15 protein-coding genes are annotated in these 13,481 nt (G+C 54.8%); 10 read left to right on the top strand and 5 right to left on the bottom strand.

The features are described from left to right. Positions 1 to 251: 251 nt before the first annotated feature. Both mltA and tcdA read left to right on the top strand, forming a co-directional pair. Complete coding sequence (gene mltA / locus IBT47_RS23280) at positions 252 to 1,400, top strand: murein transglycosylase A (RefSeq protein WP_200563345.1); 1,149 nt, start codon at positions 252 to 254, stop codon at positions 1,398 to 1,400. A 51-nt stretch (positions 1,401 to 1,451) separates the two neighbouring features. After that, positions 1,452 to 2,255 carry a tRNA cyclic N6-threonylcarbamoyladenosine(37) synthase TcdA gene (gene tcdA, locus IBT47_RS23285; protein WP_200547054.1) on the top strand — a complete coding sequence of 268 codons (804 nt, stop codon included), beginning with the start codon at positions 1,452 to 1,454 and terminating at the stop codon, positions 2,253 to 2,255. Between the two features lie 85 nt (positions 2,256 to 2,340). Here the strand turns inward: tcdA and csdE are convergent, their stop codons facing one another. Continuing rightward, on the bottom strand, positions 2,341 to 2,781 hold the full coding sequence (gene csdE, locus IBT47_RS23290) for a cysteine desulfurase sulfur acceptor subunit CsdE (protein WP_200563347.1): 441 nt from the start codon (positions 2,779 to 2,781) through the stop codon (positions 2,341 to 2,343). Between the two features lie 3 nt (positions 2,782 to 2,784). Continuing rightward, positions 2,785 to 3,990 carry a cysteine desulfurase CsdA gene (gene csdA, locus IBT47_RS23295; protein WP_200563349.1) on the bottom strand — a complete coding sequence of 402 codons (1,206 nt, stop codon included), beginning with the start codon at positions 3,988 to 3,990 and terminating at the stop codon, positions 2,785 to 2,787. 225 nt (positions 3,991 to 4,215) lie between these two features. Between csdA and IBT47_RS23300 the strand changes: the two genes are divergently transcribed. From IBT47_RS23300 to rlmM, 4 genes are all read left to right on the top strand, one after another. Next, positions 4,216 to 4,440 carry a YgdI/YgdR family lipoprotein gene (locus tag IBT47_RS23300; RefSeq protein ID WP_200547051.1) on the top strand — a complete coding sequence of 75 codons (225 nt, stop codon included), beginning with the start codon at positions 4,216 to 4,218 and terminating at the stop codon, positions 4,438 to 4,440. A 350-nt stretch (positions 4,441 to 4,790) separates the two neighbouring features. Further along, positions 4,791 to 5,708, top strand: a complete 918-nt coding sequence (locus tag IBT47_RS23305) for a transcriptional regulator GcvA (RefSeq protein WP_105593915.1) — start codon at positions 4,791 to 4,793, stop codon at positions 5,706 to 5,708. Positions 5,709 to 5,756: 48 nt separating this feature from the next. Beyond that, the gene (locus IBT47_RS23310) at positions 5,757 to 6,152 is read left to right on the top strand and encodes a DUF423 domain-containing protein (RefSeq protein WP_105593916.1); all 396 of its coding nucleotides are present in this window, start codon (positions 5,757 to 5,759) and stop codon (positions 6,150 to 6,152) included. Beyond that, positions 6,145 to 7,245 carry a 23S rRNA (cytidine(2498)-2'-O)-methyltransferase RlmM gene (gene rlmM / locus IBT47_RS23315; protein WP_200563351.1) on the top strand — a complete coding sequence of 367 codons (1,101 nt, stop codon included), beginning with the start codon at positions 6,145 to 6,147 and terminating at the stop codon, positions 7,243 to 7,245. Before IBT47_RS23310 ends, rlmM begins: the two co-directional genes overlap by 8 nt. A gap of 159 nt (positions 7,246 to 7,404) precedes the next feature. Here the strand turns inward: rlmM and xni are convergent, their stop codons facing one another. The 3 genes from xni to queF all read right to left on the bottom strand — a co-directional run bounded on the left by xni (position 7,405) and on the right by queF (position 10,582). Further along, positions 7,405 to 8,166, bottom strand: a complete 762-nt coding sequence (xni, locus tag IBT47_RS23320; RefSeq protein ID WP_200563353.1) for a flap endonuclease Xni — start codon at positions 8,164 to 8,166, stop codon at positions 7,405 to 7,407. Between the two features lie 39 nt (positions 8,167 to 8,205). Next, positions 8,206 to 9,570: a nucleotide 5'-monophosphate nucleosidase PpnN gene (gene ppnN, locus IBT47_RS23325; RefSeq protein WP_200563355.1), complete on the bottom strand. Its 1,365-nt coding sequence runs from the start codon at positions 9,568 to 9,570 to the stop codon at positions 8,206 to 8,208. A 166-nt stretch (positions 9,571 to 9,736) separates the two neighbouring features. Continuing rightward, entirely contained in the window at positions 9,737 to 10,582 is an 846-nt protein-coding gene (queF, locus tag IBT47_RS23330; protein WP_200563358.1) for an NADPH-dependent 7-cyano-7-deazaguanine reductase QueF, read from the bottom strand. Positions 10,583 to 10,702: 120 nt separating this feature from the next. Here queF and syd point away from each other — a divergent pair, with 120 nt between their 5' ends. From syd to IBT47_RS23350, 4 genes are all read left to right on the top strand, one after another. Beyond that, complete coding sequence (syd, locus tag IBT47_RS23335) at positions 10,703 to 11,257, top strand: SecY-interacting protein (protein ID WP_200563360.1); 555 nt, start codon at positions 10,703 to 10,705, stop codon at positions 11,255 to 11,257. 647 nt (positions 11,258 to 11,904) lie between these two features. After that, positions 11,905 to 12,231, top strand: a complete 327-nt coding sequence (locus tag IBT47_RS23340) for a YqcC family protein (protein ID WP_200563361.1) — start codon at positions 11,905 to 11,907, stop codon at positions 12,229 to 12,231. Further along, positions 12,231 to 13,010 carry a tRNA pseudouridine(65) synthase TruC gene (truC, locus tag IBT47_RS23345; protein WP_200563363.1) on the top strand — a complete coding sequence of 260 codons (780 nt, stop codon included), beginning with the start codon at positions 12,231 to 12,233 and terminating at the stop codon, positions 13,008 to 13,010. The genes IBT47_RS23340 and truC overlap by 1 nt, the downstream gene beginning before the upstream one ends. 15 nt (positions 13,011 to 13,025) lie before the next feature. After that, positions 13,026 to 13,475 carry a flavodoxin gene (locus IBT47_RS23350; RefSeq protein ID WP_105593924.1) on the top strand — a complete coding sequence of 150 codons (450 nt, stop codon included), beginning with the start codon at positions 13,026 to 13,028 and terminating at the stop codon, positions 13,473 to 13,475. Positions 13,476 to 13,481: the final 6 nt, after the last annotated feature.

Raw genomic sequence — 13,481 nt, forward strand, 5'->3', positions numbered from 1 at the left:
CCTTCGGGTTATGAGCCCGACGAGCTACCAGGCTGCTCCATCCCGCGTCCGTGGATGCGCACTATACGCCGCATGGTTTTTCTTGCAACCCATTTTTTACGATAAATGGGAAAAAACGTGCCTTCCACTCATTATTTGAACCGGATGGTGAAATGTTGCACAAATCAGAGCGCTACAGCCGATGGCGCATTTAATTATGTCAGTGGCTTTGCTATCTTCGCGCTGGGTTTCTGCATAAAGGTAGATAAAGGATGAAAGGACATTGGGCTAAATATCTGGTGACCGGTGCGCTGATGGCGTTGCTGGTTGGATGTTCGTCAAAACCGACCGATCGCGGTCAGCAGTATAAGGACGGTAAGCTGGATCAGCCGCTGGCTCTGGTTAACCAGCCCAATGCCAAAGGACGCCCGGTTAACGGCAAAGACTTTGCCGACCAGGTTTCACAGATTCGCTCAACCTCTTCCGGCATGTATTCACGCCAGTCCGGCACCTACAGCGCGATTCAGAGCTGGCTGATGGCCGGTGGTGATACTCGCCAGCTGCGCCAGTTCGGCCTTGATGCCTACCAGATGGAAGGGGCAGATAACTACGGCAATGTGCAGTTTACCGGCTATTACACGCCGGTCGTCCAGGCTCGTTATACGCGTCAGGGGGAATTCCAGTATCCTCTTTACCGTATGCCGCCGCGCGGCAAGGGTAAGCTGCCCAGCCGGGCACAGATCTACAGTGGCGCGCTCGGGGATCGCTATATTGCGGCCTGGAGTAATTCGCTGATGGATAACTTTATTATGGACGTGCAGGGCAGCGGCTATGTTGATTTCGGTGACGGCCGTCCGCTGATGTTCTTTGGCTACGGCGGCAAGAACGGTCACGCTTATCGCAGTATCGGCAAGGTGCTGATCGATCGCGGTGAGGTGAAGCGTGAAGATATGTCGATGCAGGCTATCCGCCAGTGGGGTGAAAACCACAGTCCGGAGCAGGTGCGTGAGCTGCTGGAGCAGAACCCTTCCTTTGTCTTCTTTAAGCCGGAAAATTTTGCACCAGTCCGCGGAGCCAGCGCCGTTCCGCTGATTGCGAAGGCCTCTGTGGCGGCCGACCGTTCGCTGATCCCGCCGGGTACTGCACTGCTGGCTGAGATCCCGCTGCTGGACAACAACGGTAAGTTCACCGGAAAATATGAGATGCGTATGATGGTGTCGCTGGATGTCGGCGGCGCAATTAAAGGGCAGCATTTTGATATGTACCAGGGCATTGGCCCGGAAGCCGGACATATGGCGGGATGGTATAATCACTATGGTCGCGTCTGGGTGCTGAAAGCCGCGCCGGGAACCGGTATGCCGTTGTTCTCTTCTGCCTCCACGCAAAATCGCACTCAGGGTTCGTTACTGGTTAGCCAGTAAACCCATCACGGGCCGGATTGCCGGCCCGACGTTTTTATCGAGGATGAATAAATGACTGCTTTATCTGACGCCTGGCTGCAACGTTTTGGCGGTACGGCGCGCCTGTACGGCCAGTCCGCGCTGCAGCTGTTTGCCGACGCCCATGTGTGCGTGGTCGGCATTGGTGGCGTTGGCTCCTGGGCGGCAGAAGCCCTGGCGCGTACCGGTATCGGCGCGATTACCCTGATTGATATGGATGATGTGTGCGTGACCAATACCAATCGTCAGATCCACGCGCTAAAGGATAATGTCGGTAAGGCAAAAACCGAGGTGATGGCGGAACGAATTCTGGAAATCAATCCGGAATGTCGAGTGACCTGTGTTGATGACTTTATTACCCCGGACAATACCGCAGCGTTGATGGGGCAGGGGTTCAGCTATGTGATTGATGCCATTGACAGCGTCAGGCCCAAAGCGGCGCTGCTGGCCTGGTGCCGCCGTAATAAAGTGCCGCTGGTGACCACCGGCGGCGCGGGTGGGCAGATCGATCCAACGCAGATCCAGGTTGCCGATCTGGCGAAAACCATTCAGGACCCGCTGGCGGCCAAGCTGCGTGAGCGGCTGAAAAGCGACTTTAACATCGTCAAAGGCAGTAAAGGCAAGCTTGGCATCGACTGTGTTTTTTCCACCGAAGCGCTGAAGTATCCACAGCCGGATGGTTCGGTCTGTGCATCGCGCACCACCGCCGAGGGGCCAAAGCGTATGGACTGCTCTGCCGGGTTTGGTGCGGCGACGATGGTGACGGCCACTTTCGGCTTCGTTGCGGTCTCGCACGCGCTGAAAAAAATGATGGCGAAGGCCGAACGCGCTGAATAGCATGCCCGGCTCTATCGATCAGAGGGCGGGATGTTCCAAAGTCGATACTGTCCGACCCGATGACGCCGGAAAGCCCATTTTATCTTTATTCTTTCGCCGCGCCGATCACTGCATCGGCCAGTGCCTGAAGCCCGGCACTGCGTGAGGAACTGAGTTGATCCTTCAGTCCCAGCTGGCTGAACAGCTCAAGCGGATCGTTCTGCAACAGTTCTTCCTGAGTTTTTCCTTCCACGGCGGTAAGCAGCACCGCCAGCAAACCGCGCACGATCCTGCCTTCACTGTCGCCGTAAAAATGCAGCCTGCCGTCGGCCGCGCGCTGATGCCCCAGCCAGACGCGATTTTCACAGCCGCTGAGTTCAATGCTGCTGGTTTTCAGGGCTTCCGGCAGAGCAGGGAGCTGCTTGCCTAACAGAATCAGCTGACGGTAGCGATCTTCCCACTGTTTGAAGGTGGAGAACTGCTCAAGCAGGGAGGCGGCGGTAATCTGGGTGCCAAAAGGATGTGGCGCAAGCGTTTCTGTACTCATTAATCAGTCTGCCAGTAGTGTCAGGGCGGTGGTCATGGCCGCAGTCAGCGCGTCCACATCGGAAAGCGTATTATAGGGGGCAAATGAAGCGCGCAGTGTACCACTGACGCCCAGCGCCGCCAGTAAAGGCTGAGCACAGTGCTGGCCGGACCGCAGGGCAATGCCGCTTTCCGCCAGCAGAGTCACCACATCGCTGTGGTGCACGCCAGCAATATCAAAAGCCAGCAGGCTGGAACCGCTGCTGCGGAAGCTGCGAAAACCCGGCAGTGAAGCGAGCCGTGCTTCCGCTAAATCAGCCAGATCGCAGGACCAGCGCTCTGCCGCAGCAACATCAATGCCGTCCAGCCACTCCAGCGCGGCACTCAGGCCGACGACTCCGGCGACGTTTGGCGTGCCGGGTTCAAAACGCCAGGGCACGGCCTGCGGCGTAAAGCCGTCAAAGCTGACGGTGGTGAGCATTTTGCCGCCGCCCTGCCACGGGGACATCTCCGCCAGCAGGTCGGATTTTCCGTACAGCGCACCGATGCCCATCGGGCCATACAGCTTATGGCCGGAAAACGCATAGAAATCAATATCAAGAGCCTGAACATCCGGCGGACAGTGAACGACGCCCTGTGCACCGTCGACCATCACTTTGGCTCCAACCGCATGGGCGAGGGGAATGATTGTCGCCAGGTCCGGGCAGCCGCCGGTCACGTTCGACATCTGCCCGATGGCCAGCAGGCGAGTGCGCGGGCTAAGCAGTGCGGGAAGCTGCGCCATATCCGGCAGGCGGTCCGCGCCAATTGGCCACTTCACCACCTTTGCGCCGGTCTGCTCTGCCACCATCAGCCAGGGGACAAGGTTGGCATGATGCTCTGACTCGCTGACGAGGATCTCGTCTCCCGGCTGCAGTCGGGGGCGCAGATAGCTCTGAGCAACGAGGTTGATGGCTTCAGTGGTGCCTTTTGTCCAGATGATGCTGTTAGCTTCGGCTGCATTAAGCAGGCCAGCCACCTGGCCCCGCGCATTTTCGTAACGTTCGGTCAAACGCCGTGCTGCGGCAAACTGGCTGCGGTGGACGGTACCAGCGCTCAGGCGATAAAACTCTTCCGTTGCCGCAATAACCGCCTGGGGTTTCAGGGCAGTGGCGGCGCTGTCAAGGTAGCAGCCGGTTTCATTGAGCGCAGGAAACTGCTGGCGGAACTGCTGCGGGGTAAATGACTTCATACACTCCTCATTAACCCTGCGGGTTAGTGGATTCAATTAGGATAAGGCTTAAAAAAATCGCGGTTTCCTGGCAAAGCTGAGAAAGCGGGTTATGCTGAATATTGCATGCTTTAAGCTATTACCCGCATAAGAGAACCGTCTTGTCAGTTTTTTTTATCGTCATTTGTCGGTTTACAAGTCGTTCTGCGGGTAGTTTCTCGGATTACAATCTGCAAGGAGATAAAGATGAAAAAATTAGCCGCAGTTCTGGCCGCAGGTGCAATGGTATTCACTCTGGCTGCTTGTTCAAGTAACTATGTGATGCACACCAATGACGGACGCACGATTGTCGCCGAGGGTAAACCCTCTGTTGATGACGATACCGGTATGATCAGCTACAAAGATGCTAATGGCAACAAGCAGCAGATCAACCGCTCCGATGTGAAAGAGATGGCCGAGATGGGGCAGTAATTTTTGCCCTGCAATAAAAAAAGCACCGCAATTTGCGGTGCTGTAAAAATCACTATGGACAGACAGGGTAAATCTACAGGAATAAACGGTAGCGGAGCTACCAGACCTTAAAATAGTCAGGTCAATTGCAAACACAACATCACGACCACAAGCCAAAAGCCCTCAAAATTCAGCGTGTTAACGCGAAACTCCAAAACACTTTTCGTTCCGGCTCAGGAAGTGCGGCAACTATAGGTATTTGCTGGTAGTTCCTCAACGGACAAATTATAATGTCTCGGATAAAAAAAACTAATACGTTACTCTGTGTTGCAAAGTAACCTCAGGCTGTGAATCAAAAGTGCCCATCTACCATGTCTAAACGTTTACCACCGCTTAATGCGTTGCGTGTTTTTGACGCTGCCGCGCGTCATCTCAGCTTCACCAAAGCCGCAGAAGAACTGTTTGTTACCCAGGCCGCCGTTAGCCATCAAATTAAGTCTTTAGAGGATTTTCTTGGGCTGAAGCTGTTCCGCCGCCGTAACCGTTCGCTGCTGCTGACCGAAGAAGGGCAGAGCTATTACCTCGATATTAAAGAGATTTTTACCGCACTGAATGATGCCACCCGCAAGCTTCAGGCGCGCAGTGCCAAAGGTGCATTAACCGTCAGCCTGTTACCGAGTTTCGCCATTCAGTGGCTGGTTCCGAGGCTGACCAGCTTTAACTCAGCTTATCCGGGAATTGATGTGCGTATCCAGGCGGTGGACCGTGATGAAGAGAAACTGGCCGACGATGTTGATGTGGCGATTTTCTACGGTCGCGGCAATTGGCCTGGGCTGCGGGTGGAAAAACTGTATGCGGAGTATCTGCTGCCGGTGTGTTCGCCGCAGTTGTTAACCGGTGAACATCCGCTGACGTCACCCGCCGTACTGAGCAATCACACACTGCTGCACGATGCCTCGCGTCGGGACTGGCAGGCCTACACGCGGCAGCTGGGGTTGAATGCCATTAACGTGCAGCAGGGTCCCATTTTTAGTCACAGCGCCATGGTGCTTCAGGCCGCTATTCATGGACAGGGCGTAGCGCTGGCGAATAACGTGATGGCGCAGAGTGAAATTGAAGCGGGCCGCCTGGTTTGCCCGTTTAACGATGTGTTAGTCAGTAAAAATGCTTTTTATCTGGTTTGTCATGACAGTCAGGCAGAACTGGGTAAAATAGCCGCCTTCCGGCAATGGATACTGGCGAAAGCAGCTAGCGAACAGGAAAAATTTCGTTTTCGCTATGAGCAATAAGCAGCCAGAACGCGGCAATCACCGCAGGTTTGAGTGAGGAACTACCGAATGTCCAGTCGTGCAATGCTGATCTTTTCAGCGATTAGTGGCCTCTTTTTCGTCGCGCTTGGGGCGTTTGGTTCCCACGTATTAAGTAAGTCCCTGGGGGCGATAGAGATGTCATGGATGAAAACGGGCCTGGAATACCAGGCGTTTCATACCCTGGCAATACTCGGCATGGGTGCTGCGATGCTGCGCCGTGCCAATATCTGGTTCTACTGGAGCAGTGCATTTTTGGCGCTGGGAACGGTGCTGTTCAGCGGCAGCCTGTATTGCCTGGCGCTGTCACACCTGAAGGTCTGGGTATACGTTACACCGATTGGCGGCACCTGCTTCCTGGTCGGTTGGATTTTGATGTTGATTGGCGCACTGCGTCTGAACAAAAAGGCAGAACGCCATGAATAAAGTTTTACTCTATTGCCGTCAGGGTTTTGAGAAAGAGTGTGCCGCGGAAATCACGGCAAAGGCCGCCGAGTGTGAAGTGTATGGCTTCGCCCGGGTGAAAGAAGATTCCGCTTATGTGCTGTTTGAGTGCTATCAGCAGGGCGAAGCGGAAAAGCTGATTAATGAGCTGCAGTTCAGCCAGCTGATCTTCGCTCGCCAGATGATCGTGGTGGGTGAGCTGCTGCGCGATCTGCCGCAGGAAGATCGTATTACTCCCGTGGTCGGTATGCTGACCGGCGCGGTGCAAAAAGGCGGGGATCTGCGGGTCGAGGTGCCGGATACCAACGCCAGTAAAGAACTGCTGAAATTCTGCCGCAAATTCACCGTACCGCTGCGCGCCAGCCTGCGTAAGGCCGGTGTACTGCTGAACTACGAGAGCGCTAAGCGCCCGGTAGTCCACGTGTTCTTTATCGCGCCGGGCTATTGCTACGTTGGTTACTCGCTGTCGCATAACAACTCACCGTTCTTTATGGGCATTCCGCGCCTTAAGTTCCCGTCGGATGCGCCAAGCCGTTCTACCCTGAAGCTGGAAGAAGCCTTCCACGTCTTTATTCCTGCTGACGAATGGGATGAGCGCCTGGCCAGTGGAATGTGGGCGGTCGATTTGGGCGCTTGCCCGGGCGGCTGGACCTATCAGCTGGTGAAACGCAGTATGATGGTGAATGCGGTGGATAACGGCCCGATGGCACCGAGCCTGATGGAGACCGGCCAGGTTTTCCACCAGCGTGAGGACGGTTTCAAGTACCGTCCAACTCGTAACAATAACTACTGGCTGGTCTGCGACATGGTAGAAAAACCGGTGCGCGTAGCCAATCTGATGGTTGACTGGCTGTTGAACGGCTGGTGCCGGGAAGCCATTTTCAATCTCAAGCTGCCGATGAAAAAGCGCTATGAAGAAGTCTCGCAGAATCTGGCAATGATTGAAGAAAAGCTGAAGGCTGAAGGGATCAATGCCCAGATTCAGGCACGCCAGCTGTATCACGATCGTGAAGAGGTAACGGTACATATTCGTCGTATCTGGAGCGCCATTCCGGGCCGCCGCGACGAGCGTTGATTGATTTTATAGCCTGAGCCATCGTATCGAATTTGCCTGCCGTAACGCTCCGGCAGGCATTGAGTTTACCCGTCTCAAACGTGCATAACTCAGGAGCGCAGCTGTTTCAGGACAAATGCTTTCCGGTGCGCTTGCAGCCAACCAGCTGTAAGCCAGCGCTTAATTTCTGACGGGTAGCCTTAGCTCTTTCAGGTTACCTTCCAGCTGCAAATCGGTTCTCAGCGTGGCTACCTGCTTGCAAATCCCGGCCATTTCCTGATGTTCAATCAATTTATTACGCCACTTATCGGGCACGGCATCAATCTGCCGATAGATCTCTGCCAGGCTGCCGAACTGTTGTAGCAGCTGTGTCGCACTTTTCCCGCCGATCCCGGCAACGCCCGGAATTTTACTGCTGCCGATCCCTGCCAGCCCCCAGTAGTCGGTAAGCTGTGCGGGAGCCACGCCAAACTCGGCGGCAATAAACGGCACGTCCAGCCAGCGTTTCTGGAAGTAGTCACGGATCATGATCTGCGGTGCCAGCAGCTGGCAGTAGCCTTTATCGGTAGAAACAATCGTTGCCTGGTGACCGGCGGAGGCGATTTTGCTGGCCAGCGTGGCGGCAAGATCGTCGGCTTCATCTCCGGCAGAGTGCCAGCTGGCAATGCCCACGCTGGCAAACGCGGCCCGCAGTAGCGGCATCTCGTCACGCAGTGAATCAGGCATCGGTGAACGCCCGGCTTTGTAATCCGGCAGCAGTTGATGCCGCCAGCTTTCCTGACGATCTTCATCGTCAAACACCGCTACGGCGTGGGTGGGCTGACTGTGCAGCAGCAGTTGGCGAACCGCATTCAGGCAGGCTTCCTGGCAGGGCGAACCCTGAACCGCGTGAATACGCCGAATCAGATTCAGCGCATCAATAATTAACAGGTGAACAGACATAAACAAGAGTCCTGAGCGGCCCGCGGGCCGCTCGCAGGGTTACTTAATGATTTCGTAGCAGGGGACATAGGCGCTGCCCGGTAGCTTCATGCGCTGCTGGGCAACGAAGCCCTGCAGTAGTTCATCCATACGGTGCATAAGCTGCGGGTCGCCGTGTAGTTTATACGGGCCGTTCTCTTTAATTGCGCGAATCCCCACATCCTTGACGTTGCCCGCAACGATACCGGAAAAAGCCCGGCGCAGTGCGGCCGCAAGCTGCTCTGCGGGCTGATCGGGATAGAGGTTCAGGTTAGCCATGTTTTCGTGGCTGGGTACGAACGGGATCTGAAGGTCCGGTGCAATGCGCAGTGCCCAGTTAAAGCTGTAGGCATCACCGGTTTCACGACGATACTCTTTCACCTTTGGCATTGCTTTTTTCATCTGCCGTGCGACTTCAGCCGCATCATCAATGATGATGCTGTAGTGCTTGCGCGCCAGCTCGCCCAGCGTGGTGACGATAAATTCATCCAGCACGCGGAAGTAATCTGCGCTCTCTTTAGGCCCGGTCAGGATCAGCGGCAGCACCTGATCGTGGTTGTGCGGATTCATCAGAATACCCAGCAGGTAAAGCAGCTCTTCCGCTGTTCCTACCCCGCCCGGGAAGATCAGGATACCGTGCGCGATACGGACAAACGCTTCCAGGCGTTTTTCGATATCCGGCATAATAATCAACTCGTTAACCAGCGGGTTTGGCGGCTCGGCGGCAATAATCGACGGCTCGGTCATACCGATAAAGCGGCCTTCTTTATAGCGCTGCTGCGCATGGCCGACCGCGGCGCCCTTCATGGGGGCTTCCATCACGCCAGGCCCGCAGCCGGTACAGATATTTAACTCGCGCAGACCAAGCTGGGCACCGACGCTGCGGCAGTACTGATATTCCACGGCGTTGATCGAATGGCCGCCCCAGCACACCACGGTATTAGGCTCTTCCCCGACGTGCAACGCACGCGCGTTGCGCAGAATTGAGAACACCAGATTGGTGATATGCACGGAGTTTTCCGTGTTCAGCTGCTGCGAACGCCCGGCATTATCAATTTGTCCGTTAACAAAAAGAATATCGCGCAGCACGGCAAACAGGTTGGCCTGCAGTGAGCGGATTAGTCGCCCGTCAACGAAGGCATCTTCAGGGGGATTAATCAGTTCCAGCTTTACACCGCGCTCGCGGCGCAGCACGTTGATATCGAAACTTTCAAAACGGGCGAGTAACTCCTGGCTGCTGTCGGTCTGGCTTCCGGAGTTAAGTACGGCAAGAGAGCAGTTACGGAACAGCTGGTAGAGATCGCTGCTGGCCGTGCGCTTCAGCATATCGACTTCCAGTTGGGAAAGCAGATCCATTGAGCCGAGTGGGCTGATTTGTGTAATCAATTGAACTCCTTTACACCCGCCAGGGTGAGCGGTAACTCCACGGCAGCCGCGACAGGATACATCACGGCCACCCTGGTCATAATCCTGGGCAGCTAAGCTGCTGCCTCCCTTCAGATTAGCCCTGTCTGATGATGTTTAACAACAGGATACGTGCTCAACTTCACAATTACTGCCGCACCAGCCGTGACCGACCAGGCTTAAAATCGGCATTGGTTCGCCATGGGTTGATATCCAATCCACCGCGCCGGGTATAGCGAGCATAAACGCTCAGCGCTTCCGGCTGGCAGAAGCGCAGAATATCGCTGAAAATGCGCTCAACGCACTGTTCGTGAAACTCATTGTGGTGGCGGAAGGAGACCAGGTAGCGCAGCAGTGCTTCCCGCTGAATGCGTGGACCACGATAGCTGATTTGTACCGATCCCCAGTCCGGCTGGTTGGTGATCAGGCAGTTTGATTTCAGCAGATGGCTGACCAGCTGTTCTTCAACAATCTCACCATCGGTGGCATCACGCAGGTAGTCGGCGTTAAATTCATAGCTGTCGATGACGATGTCCTGCTCATCAATACAGTGGCCGTCAAAGTGGCCGATTGGCTGGCCTTCAATTTCCTGCAGTCGGAATAGCGCCACGCTGACTTCGCCCTCGGCGCAGGCGCTGAGATCGCGCTCCAGCGTACGGCGGACTTCTCCCCAGTCGCTGAACTGAGTCTGGTTAAAGCTGTTAAGGTACAGTTTGAAGCTCTTGGATTCGATCAGATTTACACTGTCTGCAGACAGTGAAACTTCCCCGACGGCAACCTGCGGCAGGCCCTTGCTGTTTAGCCAGGACAATTCATACAGCGTCCAGATATCTGCGCCGCTAAAAGGCAGGTTATCAGGATATAACCCCAGAGGTTCACGATTCAGGCTGCGCGGAACCGCCTGCAGCAGCGCAGGCTGGTAGCTGTCGTGGTATTCTGTTGGTTTACCCAGCGTCAGGCCCTCAAGTGCCTGATGATTGTTGTAGCTAGACATCGTGTTACCTTATCGCCCGTACTGGCAGGCGCTGTTGCGAATTCGTCGGTCATCCGTCCGGAGGTACTCCGGGCAATAGTGGGCGCTAGTGTACCTTAGCCAGGAAAGAGTGAAAAAAGAATGATTGAACAAACCACCAAGGCATTAAACGATTTTACCCGACGCTACTGTGAGCAGTGGCAGCAGCAGACTGGCCATGCGCCAGCCAGCGGCGAACTCTACGGTATCCCTTCGCCGTGCATTGTGGCGACCCATGAAGATGACGTGTGGTGGTTGCCCCAGCCCTTCACGCTGGCAAAAAATCTGGATGCGGTTGAGCGCGCGCTGGATATTCAACTTCAGCCCGATGTGGCGGCGTTCTATACCGCACAATTTGCTGGTGATATGGCCGGAACTTATGACGGAAAGGCACTGTCTTTAATTCAGGTATGGAGCGAAGATGACTTTACCCGCGTTCAGGAAAACCTGATTGGTCATCTGGTGATGAAGCGTCGTCTGAAGCATTCGCCGACTTTATTTATCGCTACCACCGAATCTGAGCTGGAAGTGGTCTCGGTATGTAACCTTAGCGGTGAGGTCATCATTGAGCAGTTAGGCACACAGAAAAAGCAGGTAATAGCGTCTTCCATTGAGAGTTTTCTTACTTATTTACAACCCCTTACTTCAGCCGATTAAGACTGTAGCGATCTGTTTTGTGAGAGATGTCTTACATAAGATGTAAGAGATCGCTATGGATCGCCCAGACATTTCATGCAACATAAAATCAAAATTCATACGTATCATTAGGTTATGAATTTCCCCTTGAGGTTTCTCCATTCAAGCGATGAAAAAGGGCTCACAGGTATCTTGTTTGCTTATCTCAGTCTGGCAAACTTATCGCCATCACGAAGGACACTCAGAACATCGAGATTAACGTCAGGATGATGTGCTCATGGAACGAGTGGGACCCATCGGGATGATGATGCAGGGAAAGGCTTCACAGATGAAGCGAGGACACCTCAGGATGAGGTAAGGGACACCTCCAGGACGGAGAATGTGAGCCGCACAGGATGGCGGTGGTTAAGGATATGAAAGGATTATTGCCAGGAAGGCATTCGCTCAGGATAGCGCAGGGAAAAGTTTTCAAGGATGAGCAGGGAGCATTAAGGTAGCAGGATAGCTGCAAACGAACCGGGAGCACTGTTTTTACAGTGCTCCCTTTTTTTATGCCTGTTTTTCAGGGGGAAGCGTCTAATCTTAACGTGATGGCGGGAGTTGCGGCTCTGACCGCGATAGGTATATGCTTTGCGCCCTTTTCCTGGCACATTTTTAAGAGGTGAATCATGAGCCGTGAACTCGAAGTTCAGGAACGTTTGCAGGCTATTGAGCAGCAGCTTAAGTCCTGTGACCTTTGGCAGTCATTTGCCCCTAATAGCGAGGCTTTTGCCAGCGTAGAACCCTTCTGTGTGGATACCATGACCCCACCGCAGTGGCTGCAATGGATTTTCCTGCCGCGCATGCAGGCACTGCTGGATGCAGGAGCGCCTCTGCCGGTAACGCTGGCGATCGCACCTTATTATGAAGTGGCACTGGAAGGCGACATTCCACAGCGCGCTAAGCTGCTGCACTGTCTGAATGCCATTGACCAGCTGTTTGAGTCACCGAACTAATGCTGGAAATTATCTATCAGGACAGCTGGCTGGTGGCCGTCAATAAGCCTTCAGGCTGGCTGGTGCACCGTAGCTGGCTGGATCGCCACGAAACGGTATTTGTGATGCAGACGGTGCGCGATCAAATTGGTCAGCACGTTTACACCGTTCATCGGCTGGATCGCCCGACCTCCGGTGTTCTGTTGATGGCACTGTCGAGCGAAACGGCCCGCCTGCTGTCGCAGCAGTTTGAACAGCATCAAATCCAGAAAACCTATCATGCCGTGGTGCGCGGCTGGCTGGAAGGGGATGAACTGCTGGATTATCCCCTGACCGAAGAGCTGGATAAAATTGCCGATAAATTTAGCCAGCCGGATAAAGCGCCGCAGCCTGCCACAACGCACTGGCGCGGCGTAGCAACCACCGAACAGCCGGTACCGGTCAGCCGCTATCCCAGCTCGCGCTATTCACTGGTGGAAATGCTGCCGCAGACCGGCCGTAAACACCAGCTTCGTCGCCATATGACTCATCTGCGACACCCGATTATTGGCGACAGTGCGCACGGTGACTTAAAGCAAAACCGCAGCGCGGCGCAGCATTTTGGTATGAACCGGCTGATGCTGCATGCCAGCAAACTAGAGTTAGCTCATCCAGTCACCGGTGAGCCGCTTGAACTGCGTGCCGGGTTGGACGGAGTCTGGCAGCGGGCAATACAGCAGTTTGGCTGGCAGAATTGTCTCCCTGAGGTTCCCAGGGTTGAGTTAAACGAGGAAACCCCGCAGGATAGTGGGCAAATTTAGCATCCGGAGAGAATGATGGCTGAGGTAGGCATTTTTGTTGGTACGGTATACGGAAACGCGCTGTTGGTGGCTGAAGAAGCAGAGCCGCTGCTGGCGGAAGCCGGTCACCAGGTGAAGATTTTTGAAGATCCTAAGCTGGATGACTGGAAGCGCTATGAAGGACAGGTCGCGCTGGTGATTACCTCCACAACCGGGCAGGGTGATTTGCCGGACAGTATCGCATCCTTATTCCATGGTATTAAAGACAGCCTCGGCTACCAGCCAACCCTGCGCTACGGCGTTATTGCGCTGGGTGACAGCAGCTATGACGATTTCTGCGGCGCGGGCAAGAAATTTGACGCACTGCTGCAGGAACAAAGTGCCGTCCGCGTGGGTGATGTTCTGCTGGTGGATGCCGGTGAAAACCCGGAGCCGGAAGAAGTAACCTCGCCGTGGGTGGAGCAGTGGGCTAAGCTGATTAGCTAGTCAATG

Source organism: Erwinia sp. S43 (assembly GCF_016624745.1).
GTDB lineage: Bacteria > Pseudomonadota > Gammaproteobacteria > Enterobacterales > Enterobacteriaceae > Erwinia > Erwinia coffeiphila.